The organism is Pseudomonas benzenivorans (assembly GCF_033547155.1).
In the GTDB taxonomy this organism is placed as follows: Bacteria; Pseudomonadota; Gammaproteobacteria; order Pseudomonadales; family Pseudomonadaceae; genus Aquipseudomonas; species Aquipseudomonas benzenivorans_B.
In genome coordinates this window covers 1,711,766-1,732,495 of the sequence record NZ_CP137892.1, presented here as the reverse complement: position 1 = coordinate 1,732,495, position 20,730 = coordinate 1,711,766, and the positions used below count along the sequence as shown (strand labels likewise).

At 66.4% G+C, this 20,730-nt stretch carries 21 protein-coding genes and 3 tRNA genes; 2 read left to right on the top strand and 22 right to left on the bottom strand.

Features of this window, described 5'->3' with window-relative positions; translation table 11 throughout:
* Positions 1–23 precede the first annotated feature (23 nt).
* The 5 genes from SBP02_RS08080 to SBP02_RS08060 are packed head-to-tail and all read right to left on the bottom strand — an operon-like array spanning position 24 to position 3,869.
* A complete protein-coding gene (locus SBP02_RS08080) occupies positions 24–851 on the bottom strand; it encodes a DUF2797 domain-containing protein (protein WP_318645870.1) in 828 nt (275 codons plus the stop codon).
* On the bottom strand, positions 851–1,114 hold the full coding sequence (locus SBP02_RS08075; protein ID WP_318645869.1) for a YeaC family protein: 264 nt from the start codon (positions 1,112–1,114) through the stop codon (positions 851–853). Before SBP02_RS08075 ends, SBP02_RS08080 begins: the two co-directional genes overlap by 1 nt.
* Positions 1,115–1,152: 38 nt before the next feature.
* Entirely contained in the window at positions 1,153–2,007 is an 855-nt protein-coding gene (locus tag SBP02_RS08070) for a rhomboid family intramembrane serine protease (protein ID WP_318645868.1), read from the bottom strand.
* On the bottom strand, positions 2,004–2,978 hold the full coding sequence (locus tag SBP02_RS08065) for a metallophosphoesterase (protein ID WP_318645867.1): 975 nt from the start codon (positions 2,976–2,978) through the stop codon (positions 2,004–2,006). The genes SBP02_RS08070 and SBP02_RS08065 overlap by 4 nt, the downstream gene beginning before the upstream one ends.
* The gene (locus SBP02_RS08060) at positions 2,979–3,869 is read right to left on the bottom strand and encodes an NAD(+) kinase (protein WP_318645866.1); all 891 of its coding nucleotides are present in this window, start codon (positions 3,867–3,869) and stop codon (positions 2,979–2,981) included.
* A 103-nt stretch (positions 3,870–3,972) separates the two neighbouring features.
* On the opposite strand from SBP02_RS08060, the gene SBP02_RS08055 reads away from it, so the two are divergent.
* On the top strand, positions 3,973–4,917 hold the full coding sequence (locus SBP02_RS08055) for a DUF1853 family protein (protein ID WP_318645865.1): 945 nt from the start codon (positions 3,973–3,975) through the stop codon (positions 4,915–4,917).
* A gap of 13 nt (positions 4,918–4,930) precedes the next feature.
* Here SBP02_RS08055 and SBP02_RS08050 read toward each other — a convergent pair whose 3' ends face one another.
* The 5 genes from SBP02_RS08050 to SBP02_RS08030 form a co-directional block, all read right to left on the bottom strand.
* Complete coding sequence (locus tag SBP02_RS08050; RefSeq protein ID WP_318645864.1) at positions 4,931–6,040, bottom strand: cyclic nucleotide-binding domain-containing protein; 1,110 nt, start codon at positions 6,038–6,040, stop codon at positions 4,931–4,933.
* 19 nt (positions 6,041–6,059) lie between these two features.
* Entirely contained in the window at positions 6,060–7,043 is a 984-nt protein-coding gene (locus SBP02_RS08045) for a 1-aminocyclopropane-1-carboxylate deaminase/D-cysteine desulfhydrase (RefSeq protein WP_318645863.1), read from the bottom strand.
* A 3-nt stretch (positions 7,044–7,046) separates the two neighbouring features.
* Positions 7,047–8,417 (bottom strand): chromosome partitioning protein ParA, encoded by a 1,371-nt coding sequence (locus SBP02_RS08040; protein ID WP_318645862.1) that lies wholly within the window; start codon positions 8,415–8,417, stop codon positions 7,047–7,049.
* A gap of 217 nt (positions 8,418–8,634) precedes the next feature.
* Positions 8,635–9,066, bottom strand: coding sequence for a nuclear transport factor 2 family protein (locus tag SBP02_RS08035; RefSeq protein ID WP_318645861.1), 432 nt, complete (start codon positions 9,064–9,066; stop codon positions 8,635–8,637).
* A gap of 66 nt (positions 9,067–9,132) precedes the next feature.
* Complete coding sequence (locus SBP02_RS08030) at positions 9,133–11,166, bottom strand: NADPH-dependent 2,4-dienoyl-CoA reductase (RefSeq protein ID WP_318645860.1); 2,034 nt, start codon at positions 11,164–11,166, stop codon at positions 9,133–9,135.
* 231 nt (positions 11,167–11,397) lie between these two features.
* On the opposite strand from SBP02_RS08030, the gene SBP02_RS08025 reads away from it, so the two are divergent.
* Positions 11,398–12,441, top strand: a complete 1,044-nt coding sequence (locus tag SBP02_RS08025; protein WP_318645859.1) for an AraC family transcriptional regulator — start codon at positions 11,398–11,400, stop codon at positions 12,439–12,441.
* Between the two features lie 265 nt (positions 12,442–12,706).
* Here the strand turns inward: SBP02_RS08025 and SBP02_RS08020 are convergent.
* The 12 genes from SBP02_RS08020 to gspE form a co-directional block, all read right to left on the bottom strand.
* Positions 12,707–12,783, bottom strand: a tRNA-Asp gene (locus SBP02_RS08020).
* 99 nt (positions 12,784–12,882) lie between these two features.
* Positions 12,883–12,959: transfer RNA gene (locus SBP02_RS08015), tRNA-Asp, on the bottom strand.
* Between the two features lie 36 nt (positions 12,960–12,995).
* Positions 12,996–13,071, bottom strand: a tRNA-Val gene (locus SBP02_RS08010).
* A gap of 121 nt (positions 13,072–13,192) precedes the next feature.
* Complete coding sequence (locus SBP02_RS08005; RefSeq protein WP_318645858.1) at positions 13,193–13,717, bottom strand: type II secretion system protein M; 525 nt, start codon at positions 13,715–13,717, stop codon at positions 13,193–13,195.
* A gap of 2 nt (positions 13,718–13,719) precedes the next feature.
* Positions 13,720–14,856, bottom strand: a complete 1,137-nt coding sequence (gspL, locus tag SBP02_RS08000) for a type II secretion system protein GspL (RefSeq protein ID WP_318645856.1) — start codon at positions 14,854–14,856, stop codon at positions 13,720–13,722.
* Positions 14,853–15,818: a type II secretion system minor pseudopilin GspK gene (gene gspK / locus SBP02_RS07995; RefSeq protein ID WP_318645855.1), complete on the bottom strand. Its 966-nt coding sequence runs from the start codon at positions 15,816–15,818 to the stop codon at positions 14,853–14,855. Before gspK ends, gspL begins: the two co-directional genes overlap by 4 nt.
* Positions 15,815–16,510 carry a type II secretion system minor pseudopilin GspJ gene (gspJ, locus tag SBP02_RS07990; RefSeq protein WP_318645854.1) on the bottom strand — a complete coding sequence of 232 codons (696 nt, stop codon included), beginning with the start codon at positions 16,508–16,510 and terminating at the stop codon, positions 15,815–15,817. Before gspJ ends, gspK begins: the two co-directional genes overlap by 4 nt.
* Positions 16,507–16,896 carry a type II secretion system minor pseudopilin GspI gene (gene gspI, locus SBP02_RS07985; RefSeq protein ID WP_318645853.1) on the bottom strand — a complete coding sequence of 130 codons (390 nt, stop codon included), beginning with the start codon at positions 16,894–16,896 and terminating at the stop codon, positions 16,507–16,509. Before gspI ends, gspJ begins: the two co-directional genes overlap by 4 nt.
* A complete protein-coding gene (gspH, locus tag SBP02_RS07980) occupies positions 16,893–17,465 on the bottom strand; it encodes a type II secretion system minor pseudopilin GspH (protein WP_318645852.1) in 573 nt (190 codons plus the stop codon). The genes gspI and gspH overlap by 4 nt, the downstream gene beginning before the upstream one ends.
* A gap of 17 nt (positions 17,466–17,482) precedes the next feature.
* A complete protein-coding gene (gene gspG, locus SBP02_RS07975) occupies positions 17,483–17,929 on the bottom strand; it encodes a type II secretion system major pseudopilin GspG (RefSeq protein ID WP_318646317.1) in 447 nt (148 codons plus the stop codon).
* On the bottom strand, positions 17,913–19,127 hold the full coding sequence (gene xcpS / locus SBP02_RS07970; protein WP_318645851.1) for a GspF family T2SS innner membrane protein variant XcpS: 1,215 nt from the start codon (positions 19,125–19,127) through the stop codon (positions 17,913–17,915). The genes gspG and xcpS overlap by 17 nt, the downstream gene beginning before the upstream one ends.
* Positions 19,127–20,614, bottom strand: coding sequence for a type II secretion system ATPase GspE (gspE, locus tag SBP02_RS07965; RefSeq protein WP_318645850.1), 1,488 nt, complete (start codon positions 20,612–20,614; stop codon positions 19,127–19,129). Before gspE ends, xcpS begins: the two co-directional genes overlap by 1 nt.
* Positions 20,615–20,730 lie beyond the last annotated feature (116 nt).

Below are 20,730 nucleotides of genomic sequence, written 5' to 3'. Positions count from 1 at the left end.
GTCGGCGCCGCCCGGCAGGCGGCCTATTGATACACGGCCAACTGGTAGCCGGTGTACTTGCGGATATTGATCACCCCGCTGTCGAACAACAGGTATTGGCCCTTGATGCCCATCAGCGTGCCCTCGGCGACGGGATTCTTGTCCAGGTTGAAGCTGCTGATCTTGGCCGGATAGGCCTCGATCGGGTAGCCGATCTCCACCACGGGCCGATCGAGCAGCGGCTGGATCGCCTGGAGGCCGAAACGCTGCTGCAGCGCCTCGAGCCCCTCGCCGCAGCTGTCGAACAGCCGGTCGCGCACCGCCGCCAGGTCGACCGGCGCCGCATCGCCCTTGAGCAGGGCACGCCAGTTGGTCTTGTCCGCCACCTGGCTGCGCAGCAGGTCCTCGACGAAGCCGGACTGCTGGCGGGTCGCCACCCGCAGGATCGGCAGCGCCTGGCTGGCGCCCTGGTCCAGCCAGCGCGTCGGCACCTGGGTGGCACGGGTGATGCCGACCTTGACCCCCGATGAGTTGGCCAGATAGACCACATGATCGGTCATGCAGAACTGCTCGCCCCAGCTCGGCTCGCGGCAGGTGCCGGCGTCGTAGTGGCAGCGCTCCGGGCTCATGATGCACACGTCGCACTGGGCCAGCTTCTGCATGCAGGGGTAGCAGTAACCCTGACTGAAGCTGGTCTTGGTCTTGCGCCCGCAGTGGGTGCAGTGAATGGCGCCGAGGTACTCCAGGCGCAGCGGCTGGCCGATCAGCGGATTGACCGGCACCTCCTGCTCGCCCAGGCGAAAGGCGTATTGCACCGGCGCCTCCAGGCGCGCTGCCATTTTGCTCAGCGAGCCACGTCCAAGCTCGATCATCAGTGCAGGCTTTCCGAGGACTTGAACAGCAGGTTCGGCACCGGCGCGGACTTGGAGCTGCACTCCTGCGGGCCCATGTAGCCGATGCGCTGGTCTTCCGGCAGGTTCTGCATTTCCCAGGCGATCAGCGCCTGCAGGCTCAGCTCCTTCTGCTCCTGGGTCAGCTTGCGGCCGTCCGGCCACTTGCCGATCTCCACCGCCAGCTTCAGGCTCTGGTAGATCTCCGGGGTGATGTTTTCGATGGCTTGCAGAAAGGACGACATGGGCGGCTCCAGAAACAAAGGGGCAGTTTACCAGCCTGCTAGCGGCGTTGGCGCGCCAGTGCGCCGCCCATCAGCCCGGTGGCGCAGCCGGCGAGCAGGCCGCCGACATGGGCGGCATTGGCGATGGCGGCGAAACGCAGCAGCTCGAAGATGCCGGTCATGCACAGCAGCAGCCAGCCAAGCATCAGCACCAGCAAGCCCGGCGGCAGGCGATACTCGGCGTTCGGCGCCAGGCGTTGGAACAGCCAGCAATGCCCGAGCAGACCGTAGAGCACGCCGGACAGGCCGCCGAACAGCGAGGGACCGGCATACCAATACTGGGCTAAGTTGGCCGCCAGGCCGAACACCAGGGTCAGTCCCAGCAGCATCCAGGTGCCCTGCCGCGCCTCGATGCGCCGACCCAGCACCCAGTACCACAGCGCGTTCATCGCCAGGTGCAGCACGCCGAAGTGGATCAGCATCGGCGTCAGCAGGCGCCACCATTGGCCGGTTGCCAGGGTCTCGCTCAGGTAACTGAAATAGACGTAATCGCCCTGAATACGGAAGTCGACGAAGCTCAGCCAGCGGATCGCGGCGAAATTCTCGCCGAGCAGGGTCAGGGCCGCGACCAGTAGGGTCAGGCCAAGCATGGCGGTCGTCAGCGGGCTGCCCTTGAGGTTCTGGAGGAAGCCGACCGACGCTTGCGTCCCGGGCACCTGCGCCTCGGGATCGCCCTGGGGGTAGCGCGCATAGAGCTCGCGGATCTGCTCGGCCAGCGCCTCGTCCGGCACCCAGAGCACCTGTTCGCCGGCCTCCTCGGTTACCCGATGCGGCACCTGCAGGCGCTGCAGCAAGGCCAGAAATGCGCCGAGGTCTATCTGCAGCGGCAAACGCAGGGCGGCGACCGGGCTCACCGCGGCGCCTCCGGACGCGCCACCTCGACCCAGACGAACTTGCGCGGGTCCAGGCGCTTCTCCTGATCCAGGCGGTAGGCCACCAGCTTGCCGTAGAGCACCGCGCTGTAGTCCAGGCAGGCCAGGTTGGCGCGGATCGGCGCCGGTTTGCCGCTGCGCCAGTAATGGCCGACGAACAGCAGCGGCTGGTCGGCGCCGTACTTCAACAGCTCGCTCTTCTGCAACTCGGAGAGCGGAGTCTGGGCGGCCAGTTCCGGCAGGGCGTCGGGCTGGAACACGATGTCGCCGTAAGTCTGCGGGTTCTCTTCCCAGAACTTGGTGCGGAAATGCGCACGGGTGAAGCCGTCGTCGCTGGTCAGGGTCAGGCCGTGGGGCAGGCGCATGTCGGTGCCGCGCAGCAGGCGATTGAACACTGTATTGGCGAAGCTGCCATGCACTGCCGAGGCCTGGAGGAAGTGCTCGTCGATACGGCCATCGGCAAACTGCGCACGCAGCGGCTCGATCAGCCCGGCGTCCCAGCAGGCATGCACCACGCGGAAACGCCCGGCATCGATGAACAGCGGCAGCTCGTAGAACCAGTCGAGAAAGGCTCGCCACTCGGCCGGATAAGCCTCGAACTGCTCCAGGGTCTCCTTGATCAGCCGCGCATGCCGCGGCGTGTGCTCGCGCACATGCTGGCGGCCGCTGCCGGGGGGGGCCGCGGTGCTCCAGGCCAGGGCGTTGTACTCGTGATTGCCCATCACGCACAGGGCCTCGCCGGCGACAACCATGCCATGGACCAGGTGCAGGGCCTCGCGAATGCGCGGGCCACGGTCGACCAGGTCGCCGAGAAAGATCGCCTGGCGCCGCGGATGGCGCCATACGCCAGCCTGCAACCGGTAGCCAAGGGCATCGAGCAGACGCTCGAGGGTGTGGGCGCAGCCATGAATGTCGCCGATCAGGTCATAGCCACGTGTCGGGTCGAGCAGCATTCAACTCCCCCCGCCACCGAGGCGGCTGCCCCAGCCCAGCTTGGTGCGGCAGACCTCGTAGTAGTTGTGGTCCAGCGGATGGATGAGACAGAGCTTCTGCGGCTTCTTGCTCACCGTGATGGTATCGCCGGGGGCGCAGGTGAAGTGGTGCTGGCCGTCGCAGGAAACCTGCGGGTAGATCTGCATGTCCTTGGACACGACTATCTTCAACTCGCTGTTGCCATCGACCACGATCGGCCGGCTGGACAGGGTATGCGGGTACATCGGCACGATGACGATGGCATCCAGCTTGGGATGCATGATCGGCCCACCGGCCGACAGCGCGTAGGCGGTGGAGCCCGTCGGCGTCGAGACGATCAGGCCGTCGGCCTTCTGGCTGCAGACGAACTGGCCGTCGATATACAACTCGAACTCGATCATCCGCGTCGACTTGCCGGGATGCAGCACCACGTCGTTGAGCGCGTCACCCTGGCCGATCGCCTCGGCATGGCGACGCACCTCGGCCTCCAGCAGGAAGCGGTTCTCGGTGAGGTAGTTGCCTTCCAGCACCTCGGCGACCTTGACCTCCAACTCGTCCGGGCGGATATCGGTGAGAAAGCCCAGGCTGCCGCGGTTGACCCCCAGCACCGGCACCTTGTGCCGGGCCAGCGAACGGGCCGCACCGAGCAGGCTGCCATCGCCGCCGACCACTATCACCAGATCGCACACCTCGCCGAGAATCTTCCGCGAGGAGGTCTGCAGGCCATGGCCCGGCAGCACTTCGGCGATGGTGTCCTCGAGGATCACATGCAGGTGGCGATCGAGCAGGAAACGCTTGAGCCGGCGAATGGTATCGAGCACCTGGGTGCTGCCGAGGCGGCCGATGATGCCGATATTGCGAAATTGCTCCATGGTGCTCCCGCAGCTCAGGGTCAAGAGAGCCCCGATTATGGGCGAAAGCCGATAACAGCGGCAAACCCGCGCCCCACCGATGATTAGGCGCTATGCTCGCAGCATGACGCCTTTCGCCTCGCTTGCCGACCTGCCCCAGCAGCTGCACGAACCTGCGGTGCGGGACCTGGCCTGGGTGCTGCTGTCGCCGCCGATGCTCAGCCATACGCCCTGGCCCCAGCGCCACCCCCTCAGCGCCAGCCACTGGCGACGCAGCCCCGGTGCGTTGGCCGACTGGCTACGGCGCCTGGATCACGACAGCAGCACGCTGACCGCCTGGCTGGAACAGAGCTCGGTGCGCCGCCTGGGTCTGTACTACGAACGTCTGTGGCAGTTCGCCCTGCAGGCGGCGCCGGGCATCGAGCTGCTGGCGGCCAACCTGCCGATCCGCCAGAACGGCCACACCCTCGGCGAACTGGATCTGCTGCTGCGCGACGACGAAGGCGAGCACCATCTGGAACTGGCGGTCAAGCTCTACCTCGGCCCCGAAAACGGCGACGGCGAACAACCGGCCCAGTGGCTGGGCCCCGGCAGCCATGATCGCCTGGACATCAAGCTCGACCACCTCAGCCAGCACCAGCTGCCGCTGTCGGCCCGCGGCGAGGCTCGCGCGGCCCTGGCAGCCCTGGACCTGGCCGAGGCACAAGCCGCGCTGTGGCTCGGCGGCTACCTGTTCTACCCCTGGCCGCAGCACTGCCGTCCCCCTCAGGGCGCCAACCCTCAGCATCTGAAGGGCCGCTGGCTGCATCACCGCGACTGGCTTCGATTCCTGGAGCAGCACCACGAAGGGCCCTGGCAGCCCTTGCCACGCCCTGCCTGGCTGGCGCCGGCCCGGGTCGAGACGGAGGAGCTCTGGTCGCAGCAGCGCCTGCAGGCCTGGTTCGCCGAATTGACGCCCCAGGCCAATGCTCAGCTGCTGGTGAGGCTACAAGCGGACAGCCAGGGTGCCTGGCATGAGGTCGAGCGGGTCTTCCTGGTCAACGACCAGTGGCCGGCGCAAACGGAATAAGTGCAGCGTCGCCTCAGCCGCTACGCTCGACGCGCCCACCGGAACGCACCAGATAGCCGGCACCGCTCTCGCACAGCAGGCCCTCGCGCTGCACCTCCGGCAGGGCGTCCAGACCACCGCGCAAGCCATAGCCATCGAACCCCAGCTGCGACAGCAAGAACACCGCGCTGGCGCTGCGCCGACCGCTGTCGCAGTAGCACAGATAGGTTCGACTCCGGTCCAGCAGCCGCGCCTTCAGGCGCAGCAGCTGCAGCGGCATATTCAGCGCCGAGACGGCGTGAGCCCGTTCGTATTCGCCCTGCAAACGCACATCCAGCCACTGCGCGCCCGCCGTCAGCAGGCGCGCGGCTTCGCCGAGGCCGATCTCGTTCACCACCGGTTCCTTGAGCAGGGCGACGAAATCCCGACGGGCCAGGCGCAGCACCACCGCATCCTCCACGACGGTCACCGTGGCGTTGCGCGGGCGCTCGGCCAGCAGGGCCTCTTCGCCGAAACAGGCGCCGACCTCCAACTCGGCCAGCACCTGGCGTTCGGTGCCCGTGCCACGAATCACCTCGACGCGCCCGCTCTTGAGGAAATAGCAACAGTCGCCCGCCTCGCCTTCACGCAGCACCGTACTACCGGCCTGCAACTCGACGAGCTGCAGGCGTTCGAGCATCGCCCGCACATTGGCCGGCGGCACCCTGGCGAACAGCGGCGAGTCCAACAGCCGCTCGAGCCACTCCAGCTCCTCGTAGCTCGCTCCGAGTTCGAGCAACAGGTCCTGATGAGCGAGACGCCAGGTCACCAGTCGATTCAAGGTTCCACTGTCCAGCACCAACACGCTGAGGTCGGTCAGGGCTCGCGCATCCTGCAGGCGCGGCAAGCTGGGCGAGAGCGGATGGCAGCTGGCCTCGCTACCGGCGACCAGACGCTGTTGCCGGCCGTCGGCGGCCTCCAGCTGCAACTCACCGGCCAGCAGGTAGTAAGTCAGTCGCGCCTGATCTCCGCGGCGAAACAGCCACTGGCCGGCCAACACCGGCTGGGGCACCAGCTGCCTGCGCAACTCGCGCCACTGCTGCTCGGACAGCACATTGAGCGGCGTCAGGCTGCGCAGGCGTTCAGGGGTCAGGGCTTCGCTCATGGGATATCCGCACTCCGCTCTAAGGGCACTCGATGGCAGCGCTCGGCGACCCCGACAGGGACGCGCGATGAGCCCCATCCTGTCCGAGCAGCCCTGCCCTGCGTCCTTGCAAACCTCCGGTATGCACAAACAACAGGCGACTGCCGCGGGCGACGTGCCCGACCTCGACAGCCTGCCGTAACGCCATCAGCGCCTTGCCGGTATAGAGTGGGTCCAGCGGCACGCCGCTGGCCGCCTCGCTGCTGCGGATAAAATCCGTCAACCGCTCATCGACTCTGGCGAATCCGCCGCGACAGGCGTCCAGCAGGCGGTAGCCGCTGTCGCCTACCCCTGCCTCATGCAGGATCGCCCCGACCTGCTGCGCCACCCCGTGATCGGCCGGCACCGCCATGGCGCCATAGACCGGGTGGGCACCGGCCTCGCCGAGCACCAGCCCCGCCAAGGTGGTGCCCGTCCCGGCGGCCAACCACCAGCCGTGGTAGTCGTCCCAGCCGAGCCCGCTCAGCTGCTCGCGCACCCTCGCCACCAGACAGGCGCAGCCCAAAGCCCCAGGCAGACCACCGCCGCCTTCGGGCAAGGGGTGCAGAGTGGGACAGAGCACGCGCCAGCGCTCCCAGAAACCCGCCTGATGGCGGGCACGATAACCGCCATACCCCAGCCAGTGCAGGTGCATGCCGAACGCCTGCAGATCCCGCACCGTCGGCGTGTCCTGCTCCAGGCCACGCAACAGGCCCACGGTCGGGAAGCCGAAGCGTTGACCGGCGGCGGCCAAGGCATGCAGATGATTGGAATGGGCGCCGCCAAGACTGATCAGGCCTGCGGCCCCGGCAGCCGAGGCGGCCCGCAGGTGCGGAACGAGCTTGAACCACTTGTTGCCACTGATCAGCGGATCGATCAGGTCCAGGCGCAGCATCGCCACCTCGACACCAGCCGCCGACAACCAGTCCAGGTGCAGGCGTTCGAGCGGCGCCTCAGGCGTCCAGTCCGGAAGAGTCAGGGGCAAGGGTCAACCGACGGTACGCAGGCGGCTACTGGCCTTGTGCCGCGAACAGCAGTTGGAATCGCCGACGGCAAAGCGCCCGGGGCTGTCGACCCGGTCGATCGGGATGGCACAGCGCTCGCCGCTGGGCAGCGTCGCCTCGCAGCTCGGCTGCTGGAAGTGCGCCAGCCATTGGCGGTACTGCGCCTCGGAGACGAAGCACTTGGCCGCGGCATAGGCCATGGGATTGTCCTGATAGCGGGCGATGTCCTGCAGGGGGATGGTCAGGTGTCCGGCCCCCGGATGGTACACCACGAAGACCACACCGAGCGCGGCCAGACGCTCGAGAATCTGCTCGCAGCCCTGGCTGGCCAACTCGTCGCGCTCCTGCCTCAGGCGCTCCAGCTCCTGCTGCATTTGCACGTCCTGCTCGCGGCGATAGGCCAGCTCCACGTCACGCACCGCAACCTGTTCCTTGTGCTCGACCACCGCCGCGGCGATTCTCGCCTCGATCTCGCTCTCGAGCTGCCTGCGCACGACGTCACTCTCGATACGGCCATGCTGTTCCAGCGTGCGCAGTTGTTCGGCCATTTCCTCGCGGGCAGAACGAAAGCTGGCGGCCTGGGCGGCCAGTTGTGCCTTGAGAGTGGTATTCAAGGCCTCCTGCTCGCGCAGGGCCTGATGCAGGCCGAGAATCTGCGCCTGCAGACTCTTGCTCTGCTCTTCGCTCGCCAGCTTGAGCTTGGCCAGCTCTTCCTCGCGCTGCTGGCTCAGGCTGGCGATACGTAAGCGCTGCTGCTTGATCAGCTGCGCGGTCTTCAGGCGGTGTTCCTGATCCAGTTTCTCCGAGAGCTTGGCGGCCGCCTCCTTGCCGCCCTCCGAGGCATACCAACCGTCCTCGGAGGCCATCTGCAAACGTTCGGGCGCCACCGCCTGTGCGGTTTCGTCCTCCACCAGCAGGCCCAGGCTGTTGCGCTTGGCCGCATCGCGCAGCAACGCCAGATCGTTCTGCCCGGGCGCCAGGCTCGGATCCCAAAGATGCATTTGATGCCAGGAGACGGGACACTGACTGCGGCACGCCAGACGAATCGGCCCGGCCCCCAGATCGGGGCCGCGCCCGGCCTTCTCGGCCAGGTGCTGCAAGGGGATGTTCCAGCCTCGGTCAGGTGCCCCCCTCTCGTCGAAATCCAGATAGAAGAACACCGCGGCCTTGATCAGCAGGCGCGGGTTGATCACCACATAGGCGACCCGAAGCTGCTGATCGGCGAATTCCGGCATGTTGACCACACCGTCGAGCAGAGCCTCGAATTCGGGAAAGAGCATTTGTTTGCAGATACCGCCCCGCTCCCGGAAGAACATCACGGCCTCAACCATCTGCGGTTTTTTCTGCATGCTCATCGATTTCCCTCTAGCCCAGCCAAGTGGGACCCGCCCGGACGGGTGAAGTTCCTGGCCCGCAGGCCAAGCGCTGCAGCTCGGGACGCCACCTCGCTACTCTGGAAAGTCTAGGGGAAAAAGCAACGCCAGCAATGTGACTGGGTTGGCAGTCACCCTGCCATCACTGCGCAACAGAGCGGCAGCAGGGCGAAACTGTGACGGACTTGGTGCGCCGGGCTCAGGAACCCTGGGCGGAGAGATAAGGGGCCAAGCGCCGGGCCATCTCCTCGCCCAGCGCCTGCAGACCGCTCATCGGCCGAATCATCACTTCGAACTCGACGATCCTGCCCTGCTCGTCGAAGCGAATCAGGTCTATCCCCTTGAGCTCGCGGTCGCCGACCCTGGCGGAAAACTCCAGCACTACGCTGAGGCCGTCGGCACTGACCAGCTCGCGGTGATAAACGAAGTCGACGAACAGCTGACTGACGGTGTTGAGAATCAGCGTGACCAGCGCCACACCGGCGTAGGGCTTGAACGCCATAGGCGAGCGGAACACCGCCTGCGGGTGCAACAGCTCGGGCAGCTGACTCAGGCGCCGCTCGGCCAGCAACCGGTGCCAGCGCTGCAGCGTGTCAGCCGCGGCCGGCTGCAGGTGAACATTGAGGGGCATGGCAACTCTTCTTGATTGTCCTAGGCCGCATAACGAACGCCCCGCGCAGGGCGGGGCGTCGGTTGCTTACAGCTCGGCGGCGAGGCGCGAGCCCTGGTTGATCGCCCGCTTGGCATCCAGCTCCGCGGCCACGTCGGCGCCGCCGATCAGGTGCACGCTCTGCCCCGCGGCGACCAGCCCCTCATGCAGCTCGCGCAGCGGGTCCTGGCCGGCGCAAACGATCACCGTGTCCACCGGCAGGATCTGCGGCTCGCCGCCGGCGACACGAATGTGCAGACCGGCATCGTCGACACTCAGGTACTCGACGCTGTTGAGCATCTGCACCCGCTTGTTCTTCAGGCCGGTGCGATGGATCCAGCCGGTGGTCTTGCCCAGACCGTCGCCGACCTTGGACTTCTTGCGCTGCAGCAGGAACACCTGGCGCGCCGGGGCATGGGGTTCGGCCTTGATCCCGGCCACGCCGCCGCGCGCCTCGAGTCCGGCGTCGATGCCCCACTCCTTCCAGAACGCCTCGCGGCTCAGGCTGCTGGCCTCGCCCTGATGAGTGATGAACTCGGACACGTCGAAACCGATGCCGCCGGCACCGATCACCGCAACGGACTGGCCGACCGGCTTGCGCTCGAGGATGGCATCCAGGTAACTCATCACCTTGGGATGGTCGATACCGGGAATCTCCGGGGTACGCGGGGCAATGCCGGTGGCCAGGATGATCTCGTCGAAGCCGCCCTGGGCCAGCTCATCGGCACTGACGCGGGTGTTCAGGCGCAGGTCGACGCCGCTGGTCTCCAGCTTGCGCTTGAAGTAACGCAGGGTCTCGAAGAACTCCTCCTTGCCCGGCACGCGCTTGGCCACGTTGAACTGACCACCGATTTCGCCGGCTGCATCGAACAGGGTCACGCTGTGGCCCCGCTCGGCGGCCACGGTGGCGGCGGCCAGGCCGGCCGGGCCGGCCCCGACCACGGCGATCTTCTTCACGGCAGCGGTCGGGATATAGTTCAGCTCGGTCTCATGACAGGCGCGCGGGTTGACCAGGCAGCTGGTCAGCTTGCCGCCGAAGGTGTGGTCCAGGCAGGCCTGGTTGCAGCCGATGCAGGTGTTGATCTCGTCGCTGCGACCGGCCGCCGCCTTGTTGACGAAATCCGGGTCGGCCAGGAAGGGACGAGCCATGGAAACCATGTCGGCGTCCCCCTCGGCCAGCACCTGCTCGGCCACTTCCGGGGTGTTGATACGGTTGGTGGTGATCAACGGAATCTTGACCTCGCCACGCAGCTTGGCCGTGACCTTGGTGAAGGCCGCACGCGGCACCTTGGTGGCGATTGTCGGGATACGGGCCTCGTGCCAGCCGATGCCGGTGTTGATCAGGGTCGCACCGGCCGCCTCGATGGCCTTGGCCAGCACGACGATCTCCTCCCAGGTGCTGCCACCTTCGACCAGGTCGAGCATCGACAGGCGATAGATGATGATGAAGTTCGGGCCGACCGCCTCGCGCACGCGGCGGACGATCTCCACCGGCAGGCGCATGCGGTTCTCGTAGCTGCCCCCCCAGCGGTCGGTACGCTGGTTGGTATGGGCAACCAGGAATTGGTTGATGAAGTACCCCTCCGAGCCCATGACCTCGACGCCGTCGTAGCCGGCCTCACGGGCCAGGCTGGCGCAGGTGACGAAATCCTGGATCTGCTTCTCGATGCCCTCCTCGTCCAGCTCCCTGGGCTTGAACGGGTTGATCGGCGCCTGGATGGCGCTGGGCGCCACGGATTTCGGGCTGTAGGCGTAGCGCCCGGCATGCAGGATCTGCAGGCAGATCTTGCCGCCCGCCTCATGCACGGCCTGGGTGACGACCCTGTGCTTGTCCGCCTCCTCGGCGGTGCTCAGCTTGGCCGCACCGGCATAGACACCGCCCTCCTCGTTCGGTCCGAAACCGCCGGTGACCATCAGGCCGACGCCGCCGCGGGCACGCTCGGCGAAGTAGGCGGCCATGCGCTCGAAGCCGTTGGGCTTCTCTTCCAGGCCGGTGTGCATCGAGCCCATCAGGGCGCGGTTCTTCAGGGTAGTGAAGCCCAGGTCCAGGGGCGCGAGCAGGTTCGGGTAGTGAGCGGTCATGGAGTTCTCCACTTCGAGGCATTGCAGTTCACGGAGCGCCGCAGCCTCAGCCGGGCCACGGTCGGTATGGGCTAGACGATAAAGAGCCACCCCGAGAGCTTCAATGACCCAAAGTTACAGCTCACTGATTAAAACTAACATCATGGCTTGGCAAGCCGCCGGCACTGCCCTAGGCTTGGCGGGTCGACGCCCGGCGAAATGGCCGCACATTCCCACCAGGAGCGAATCCGTATGATCACCAAGCCTCCCCGGGTCAGGCTCGGCGACCTTTCGGTCGGTTTCGTCCACAGCCTGGCCGCAGCCGTGCGCAGTCACGGGCAGGATCCGCATCCATTGCTGGAGAGCTATGGCCTCGACGCGGCACGACTGGCCGAGCCCCGCGCACGCCTGTCCATCCCCCGCTACATGCGCCTGGGGCATGCGGCGATCCAGCTGACCGGCGAGCCCGGCCTAGGCCTGCAGATGGGACGACTGAGCCGCCTGAGCCAGGCCGGCCTGGCCGGCGTCACCGCCGCCCAGGCCCCGACCGTGCGCGAATCGGCGCGCACGCTAACCCGCTTCGAACCACTGTACGCCTTCAACTACCGAGGCCACTCCAGCCTCCATGAAGATGCCCAGGGCGCCTGGCTGTGCTTCTATTCGATCAGCCCGTACAACGCCTACAACCGCTTCGTCGTCGACTCGGTACTGAGCGGCTGGGTCCAGCAACTGGGCAACCTGGCCAGGCAGCCGCTGCCCGTGGAGAAGGTACAGATCGAGTTCCCGACACCCAGCTATAGCGAGCAATACGCAGAAAGCTTCGACAGCCCGGTGGAGTTCGCCGCGGCGCACAACCGACTGCGCCTGGACCAGGCCGCACTGAATCTGCGCAACCCCGAGCACTGCCCGAGCACCTGGCGCCAGCTGGTAGACATTTGCGAAGCAGAACTGGAACAGCTGACCCGCACCCGCAGCCTGCGCGAGCGCATCGGCCAGCTGCTGGGGCCGCTGCTGCATGGTCGCGAGCCTGACCTGCAGGAGATCGCCGCACGCCTGCAACTGCCCAGCTGGACCCTTAGGCGCAGACTGGCCGAAGAGGGCACGCAGTTTCGCGCCATACTCAACGACACTCGCCGCGACCTGGCCATGGCCTATATCCGCGATACCGAACTGGCCTTCGGCGAGATCGCCTACCTGCTCGGCTTCGCCTCTGCCGAAGCCTTCCAGCGGGCATTCAAGCGCTGGACCCAGCAGACCCCGGGCGAATTCCGCCGCAGCCAGCGCAGAGGCGACTGACCCCAGCTACGCGCCAGTGGCCTGAGTGCAATCAGAGCTCGGTGGCGTCCTCCGCCAGCTCTTCGACCTCCTGCTCGCCGGCCCGCAGCTCGAGCAGCTCTTCTTGGTAGTCTTCCATCGGGCGTTCCTCACAGGCAGATAAGGCAGGGCCTCGAGAACCATCGAGGCCTGTCAGGCAGCCTATGAAAAACCAATGACCGAAAGATGACAGAATTGAGCAGGCAACAAAAAACCCTTAGGCATTGCTACCTGAGGGTTTCGTGTATGGCGCAGCGGACGGGACTCGAACCCGCGACCCCCGGCGTGACAGGCCGGTATTCTAACCGACTGAACTACCGCTGCGTGTCGGTTGGACTTGCGTCCGTGGAACTCTTGCTTCGTCTGGCGGAACAGCTCTATGGCTCTTTCGCCTCATATCAGGCAAGCCCGATATGGAAAATATGGCGCAGCGGACGGGACTCGAACCCGCGACCCCCGGCGTGACAGGCCGGTATTCTAACCGACTGAACTACCGCTGCGCGTCGGCCGGGCTTGACGCCCGTTTTCACAAAGAGTGGTGGGTGATGACGGGATCGAACCGCCGACCCTCTGCTTGTAAGGCAGATGCTCTCCCGGCTGAGCTAATCACCCATCTCGTTGCGAGGCGCGAAATTTACGCAAGGGCCTGAGCTAAGTCAAGGCCCTGTCTAAAGTTTTTCTTAAAAAACGGAAAAACACGCGCCTGCAGGACAACAAGCGACCATCGCAAGAATCAAAACGCCACCCGCAAGCTCAGACGCGCCGCCACCAGATTGTCCTCGCGTCGATCCAGGCCGGCCTCGGCGATGCGCACCCCTTGCCGCTCCAGCACAACGAACCAGCGCAATAACTGAGCGAAGGGTGCCGCCTGCAGGCTGACCTCCAGGGAGCCGTCGCCGGCGCTGTCCAAACGCTCGACCGTCAACCCCTGCTCGGTCGCACTGGCCGTGACCACACCTTGCAGCCGCGCCGGGTCGAGGCTGCTCTGCGGCGTACTCGCCAGACTGCGCGCCAGCGGCGCCTGGGCCTGCATATAGGCATGCAGGGCACGCTGCTGCTCATAGGCCTCGCGGGCCGTCACCAGGCCCAGCTGAACCGGGCGCCAGAGCGACAGGTAGAGCAACACCAGCAACAGGAACAAGGCCAGTAGCACCAAGGCCAGGCGCTCACGCGGCGCCAAGGCTTGCCAGCGCTGCCCCAAGACACTGCCCTGCAGTCGTGCGGAAAATGGGGCCTTCAGCTCACTCAGACTGCTCATGTTCATCCCTCTATCACCAGACGGGCGCTTACCCCTTGGCCTTCACGGCTGGCCGAACCCAACTGGACGACCAGACCGGCTTCCAGCAAACGCTCACGCAACCGCTCCAAATCGCTGAAGCCTGGGGCCAGGACCTGCAGCGCCAGATCGCCGCGACCATCACTGAAGTCCAGCTGCTCGACCTCGACCCGCGCCCCCTCGGCCGTCATCGCCCGGTGCACCTGGGCCAACAGGCCGAGCATCCGGCCCTGGCCGCTGACACCGCCCTCGGCCAGGTGCTGGTCCAGTTGCGCCCGCAGATCGACCAGCTTGCGGTCGTCCGGAAACAGTTCGCGATACAGCGCCTCACTGGCCTCGGCATAGGCATCGGCCTGGCTCTGCAGGTGCCAGCCCTGGGCCAGATTGAAGCCCCATTGCAACACCAGCCACAGGCCGACCAACCCCACCAGCGGCCACCAACGCCGCCAGCGCCCACCCGCGCCGACTGGGGCAAACTCGCCCTGGGCCAGGTTGCTGACGACTGCCTGCTGCGCCAACCAGACATGGGGGTCGGCCACCTCCGGGCACTGGTCCGCCGGCTCCAGCTCTGCCTGATGGGGCGTGCGATAGACGATGTGCGGACGCGGACACAGGGGTGCCAGCGCCGGCCACTCCTCGGCGCTCAGCGCCAGGCGGGCCACCTCGACTCCGCCGACCAGGCAGCGCGCACCCAGCGACAGCAATTGCGTGCCTTCACGGGGCAGCAGATCCGCATCCACGGCAATCGCCTGGGGCGGCGTCTCGCACAGCGCCAGCCAGCTCGCCAACCAGCTGCGGCGCACCGCGAACACCCGATGACGTCCATCGGCCAGCGGCTCGCCCAAGGCCAGGTGAAACTGCTCGACATCCTCGGCCAGCAGTTCCTCGACCGCAAACGCCAGGGCCTGGCGCAGCCAGCGAGCCTTCTGGGTCGGCAGCTGTACCGCGCAGGCGGTCACCGCCTCGACCGGCAGCACCAGAGTCCAGGATTCGTCCTTCGCGGCCACCGCCCGGGAGAACGGCATCGGCTCGCGGCGCTCCCCATGAACCCGCTGCACCAACAGTTCGGCGTCGACCTCGGCACAGGCCGCCGGCGGCAAAAACACACAGGTCTGACTCATGGTTCGACCTCCTCGACGGGCGCGGGCGATGCACCACCCTGCCCCAGATCACGGGCTAGGACATAGACGCGGCCATCGCTGGCGCGCTGCACGGTGCTGCGCAGCACCTGACGGCGATCACCCACGCTGACCTCACTGATTACCTGAAAGTATTGACTGCCGACTGCCAGACCCTGGCTCTGCACCTGCAAACCCGGCAGCCGGGCGGTAAAGCTGGCCACATCGGGGTAGCCCTGGCTGCCTCGAGCTGCCACCAGGGCCTCGGCGGTGGCGAGCGGCAAGCCTTCGGCCAGACTCGCCAGCACCGGGGCACTGGCGGTATTGACGTTCAACGTGGCATCTGCCGGCAAGGCCGTGACGAAAGGCAACAGACGCTGGTAGTCGGCCTCGGTCATCTCCAGGAGCAGACGCAGTTCCGAGACATCGCTCAAGGTCCTGTTGGCCGCACGATAGGCCGGTTGCGCCAGAAGATACTGATTGTCCTCGGCGCCATAGCCGCCGCTCGGCTCCTGGTCGCCGTCCAGCCAATCCACCAGTCGCTCGGCATAGGGCTTGTCGATCTGCAGGTTACGCAGCAGGCGGCGAAACTGTGCCAGAACCGCCTCGTTGGCCTGCCCCTTGCGCAGCAGCCCATTGAGATTGAAGCGGCCGGTCGGGTCGACGATGCTCACCAGCAGTTCCCCCCCCTCGTCCAAGGCGAAGGGGGCCATGGGCTGAGCCCAGGACTCGCCGAGATGATCCACCGGTGCCCGCGGGTTACCCTGCTGCAGGTCGCGGCGCAGCAGTGCCTTGGCCAGGGTCTCGCCACCCAGGGCATAGTGCCAGGCCTGGCGCACGTGCAGCTGATTGGCGCTGCTGCGAATGGCCAGCTGCTGGCGAGCGATCAGACTCGCACACACCACCGTCACCACCGCCACCACTAGCAGCACGGTGATCAGCGCCACACCACGCTGCTTCTTCATGATGCCGGCTCCTTCTGCGGTTCGAGCACGCCGCTCCCCTCTGCGCCCTCTTCGCCCCCTGCTGGCGGGGTCTGGCGCTGCGGCGGCGCGTCCGGCAGGCGCAGCAGGCGACGCAACTCGCCATAGCGGCGATGTTCGAGAATCAGTTCGACCGCCTGCGGCAACAAGGTGAGCACCTCCTCGCTACGACCATCCTGGGGCGGCCAGCTGTCGCGCCAGGTGCCGGCGCCATCCAGGTAGCGCAGCCGCAACCGCGTCACGCCCTGGAGTGCTTGCTGGATCTGCGGCTGACTGTCCTGAGCCTGGTCCAGCACGTTCCAGTAGCGTCTCTGCCACTGCTCGCCGCTCAACTGCCAACGCACCCGCTGCACCCCTGCCCGCGTGCGCCCCAGGGGGTTGCGCCAGCCGGCCCGGCTCAGCTCCACCACTGCGCCCCCCTGCTCCTCACCGAGCAAGGCCGGACGCGGATCGCCGAAGGGATCGCGCACCGGTCGTGCGATGACCTGCAATAGATCGCGCTCGAACGCCGCCATGGCACGCACCAGTTCGCGCAATTGCAGTTCGTGCTCGCGGGTGGCGCTGTCGGTACGCAGCACGCTGTCGAGCATGCGATAGGTGGCGAGACCGAGCAGGGCGAAGATCGCGATGGCAATCAGCAACTCCAGCAGCGTGAAGCCCCGCACTCGCCTCATCGCGACGCCCCGAGGAAACCGCTGAGGCTGACCAGCGCCCGCTCACGCAGATCACCGCCAGCCCGCCGCTGCGCAAGCGGCGCCACCCACAGGGTGACCCGGCGCATTTCCGGCTCGCTGGTCTGCTGGACCTCGCTCTGCCACTGCCAGCGACGCCCGGCGTACGTCAACTCGCCCTCAGCCCGGCCATCCCCGACCGGCGCCTCGGTCAACTGCAACTCGCTCAGGCGGTTGTCGGCGATCCACATTGCCAGAGTCTTGTCCTCCAGCCGGGCAACCGTCTGCAAACTGCGGCTACTGGCGCTGAGCACGCTGGCCGCGACCAGGGCGAAGATGGCCAGGGCGACCAACACCTCGAGCAGGGTAAAACCTGCAGCACGCCTCATCCGGAACGCCCCTTTGCAGCATCCTGCACGACCCGGGGCAATTGAAAGCCATCGCTCGACAGCCACAAGCGCAAACCGTCCCGACGCCGCTCGCGCAGCTGCAGGCGGAAGGGGCTGAGCTCGCCGCTGGAGAGAATCAACAACTGCGGGGTCAAGCTCGTCTTACGGCCCTGTTCGCCGGCCGCTGCGGGCAGCTGCAGTGGCTCGCCCTCCAGCTCGACACTGAGCTCGGCCCAGGACGGCAGGTCATGCGGCTTGCCCTGCAACGGCCGCCAATGACGCTGGACCGGATCGTAACTCAGCACCTGATAGGCACCGGCCGTCAAGTGCAGGCCGTACTCACGACTGTCCAGCACGGCCTCCTCGGCCAGTACGCCGATCAGGCCGGCCAGGCGCTCGGCCTCGGCGTGCAGCTCCCGCGCGGGGCCGGCGACGCCGGTGCCGAGCACGGCCAGACCAATCAGCACGCCGAGGATCACCAGCACCACCAGCAACTCGACCAGGGTGAACCCGCGCACCGCGCCGCGCCCGGCACAGTGAGGGGTTAGGGCGGCGCGAGCTGTCGGCATGGCTCAGTGGCGCCCCATCAGAGGTCCCAGTTGCCGATATCGGCATCCAGGTCGCTGCCGCCCTGCTTGCCGTCGCGGCCGAGGGAGTAGAGGTCGAAGGCGCCCTTGGTGCCGGGTGCCAGGTACTGATAAACATTGCCCCAGGGGTCGACCGGCAGGCGCTTGAGGTAGCCTTCGCGATTCCAGTTCTTCGCCGGCGGATTACCGGAAGGCTTCTGCACCAAGGCTTCGAGACCCTGCTGGGTACTCGGGTAGCTGTGGTTGTCCAGCTTGTACATGTCCAGGGCGGCACCTATGGCACGGATATCGTTCTGCGCCGCGGTCACCTTGGCCTGATCCGGCCGACTCATGACCTGCGGCACCACCAGGGCCGCGAGGATCCCGAGGATCACCACCACCACCATGATTTCGATCAGCGTGAAACCTGCCTGACGCTTATCCACCTGCTTACCCCACCAATTGATTGAGAGACAGAATGGGCAACAGGATGGCCAGGACTATGACCAGCACCACCGCCCCCATGAAAACCAACATAAACGGCTCGAACAGGCCGACCAGCAGGGCCACCTGGGCGCTCAGATCGCTTTCCTGGTTGCGCGCCGTGCGCGCGAGCATCTGATCCAGCTCGCCGGAGCGCTCGCCGCTGGCGATCATATGCAACATCATCGGCGGAAACTGCCCGCTGGCCTCCAGCGCGCGGGTCAGGCTGCCGCCCTCGCGAACCTTCTGCGCTGCCACCACCACCTGGGCACGAATCACCCGGTTGGCGATCACTTCGGCGCCGATCGCCAGCGCCTCCACCAAGGGCACGCCGCTGCGGGTGAGAATCGCCAGGGTCGAGGCGAAACGGGCACAATCGGTGGCGCGAATCAGCCGCCCGAACAGCGGCACGTGCAGCAGCATGGCATGCCAGCGCAACTTCACCGCCTCGTCGCGCAACGCCCAACGCAGAACCAGGAAACCCAGCGCCATCAGGATCAGCACCAGCCAGGCCCAGGCCTTGACCCAGTCGCTCAGGGCGATCAGACCGCGGGTCAGGGCCGGCAGGGTCTGCCCGGAGTCGACGAATACCCGCACCACGTCCGGCACCACGTAGCCGAGCAGGAAGCCGACGATCAGCAGCGAAGCGCACATCAGGATCAACGGATAGAGCAGCGCCAGCTGGATTTTCTGCCGCGACTGCTGGCGCTGCTCGGTGTAGTCGGCCAACTGCTCCAACACCGGCCCGAGGTGACCGGCATGTTCGCCCGCCGCCACCGTGGCGCGGTACAGCTCGGGAAAGGCGGCAGGAAACTCCTTAAGGCTCTCGGCCAGACCGTGCCCCTCCAGCACCCTGGCGCGCACCGCCAACAACATGCCCTGGACGCGCGGCGCGCTAGCCTGGGCCGCGGCGGCACGCAGCGCCTCCTCGACCGGCAGCGCCGCCTGGATCAGGGTGGCCAACTGACGGGTCAACAGGGCCAGATCGCGCGCCGAAAGGCCACGAGAGAAACTGAAAAGCCCGCTGCCGGCCTGTTCGCGGGTGCGCGTGGCGGTCACCTCCAGAGGGGCCAGCTGGCGCTCACGCAGCAACTGGCGTACCTGCCGGGCGCTATCGGCCTCCAGCACGCCCTTCTGCTGACGGCCTTTAAGGTCGAGGGCAAGATACTCGAAGGCGGCCATTACTCTTCCAGGGTCACGCGCAGTACCTCTTCCAAGCTGGTCAGCCCTTCCAGCACCTTGCGCCGGCCATCCTCGCGGATGCTCGGGCCCAAGGTGCGCGCATGGCGAAGCATGTCCTGCTCGGAAGCGACGTTATGGATCAGGGTGCGCAGATGATCGTCGAACACCACCAGCTCGTAGATTCCGGTGCGACCGCGGTAGCCTTGCTGATGGCAGGCGCTGCAGCCACGGGCGTGATACAGGGTCGGCGCCTGCTCCGGCACCACGCCGAGCTTGGCGCATTCGGCGGCGTCGGCCTGATAGGCCTCCTTGCAGTGCGGACAAAGCACGCGCACCAGGCGCTGGGCCAGCACCCCGAGCAGCGACGAGGACAACAGGAAGGGTTCGACCCCCATGTCCACCAGGCGGGTGATGGCACCGACCGCACTGTTGGTATGCAGGGTCGACAGCACCAGGTGCCCGGTCAGCGAGGCCTGCACGGCGATCTCCGCGGTCTCCTTGTCACGGATCTCGCCGACCATCACCACGTCCGGGTCCTGACGCAGAATGGCCCGCAGACCGCGGGCGAAGGTCATGTCGACCTTGGTGTTGACCTGGGTCTGGCCGATGCCCTCGAGGTTGTATTCGATCGGGTCTTCCACCGTGAGGATATTGCGCGTGCGGTCGTTGAGACTGACCAGGCTGGCATACAGCGTGGTGGTCTTGCCCGAGCCGGTGGGGCCGGTGACCAGCAGGATGCCGTGCGGCTTGCGCACGGTCTCCTCCATCAGTTGACGGTCCCGGGCGCTCATCCCCAGATGCTTCAGGGTCAGGCGTCCGGCCTGCTTGTCCAGCAGCCGCAGGACCACGCGCTCACCGTTGGCCGAGGGCAGGGTCGAGACGCGAATGTCCACCTCGCGCCCGCCGACCTTCAGGGAAATCCGCCCGTCCTGGGGTACGCGCTTCTCGGCGATGTCCAGACGCGCCATGACCTTGATTCGCGAAACCAGCAGCGCAGCCAGCTCGCGTTTGGGCTCGAGAACTTCGCGAAGCACACCGTCGACGCGAAAGCGCACCACTAGGCGCCTCTCGAAGGTTTCCAGATGAATATCCGAGGCGTTTTCCTTGATCGCCTCGCCGAGGATGGCGTTGATCAGGCGAATGATCGGTGCATCGTCTTCCTGTTCCAGCAGGTCCTCGGTCTCCGGCACCTGCTCGGCCAGCGCCGCCAGATCCAGACTGCCGCCGATATCTTCGGCCAATTGCATGGAGGCCGAGTCGTGCTGATAGGCCTTGCCCAGGGCCTGTTCGAAGGCCTCGGCAGACAGCGCCCGCAAGGCCAGCTGACGACCGATGAAGCGCTGCGCCTCAGCCAGTGCCACCAACTCGACGCCCGGTCGATGAGCCAGGCAAGGCGGATCGACCTCCGCCAACAACACCACGCCGTGACGCTTGGCAAAGCTGAACGGCAAACGGCGCAGTGGCGCGTCATTGAGCAAAGCGTTCATCCTGGACGAACCTTAGGCGGTAACGTGACGCACGTATCATGGTCGTTCCTGACCATTATGCAGCCGCGGTTCCGTCGGTTAATGGTAGTGAGTTCCCGCTGTAGTGCGGACACATT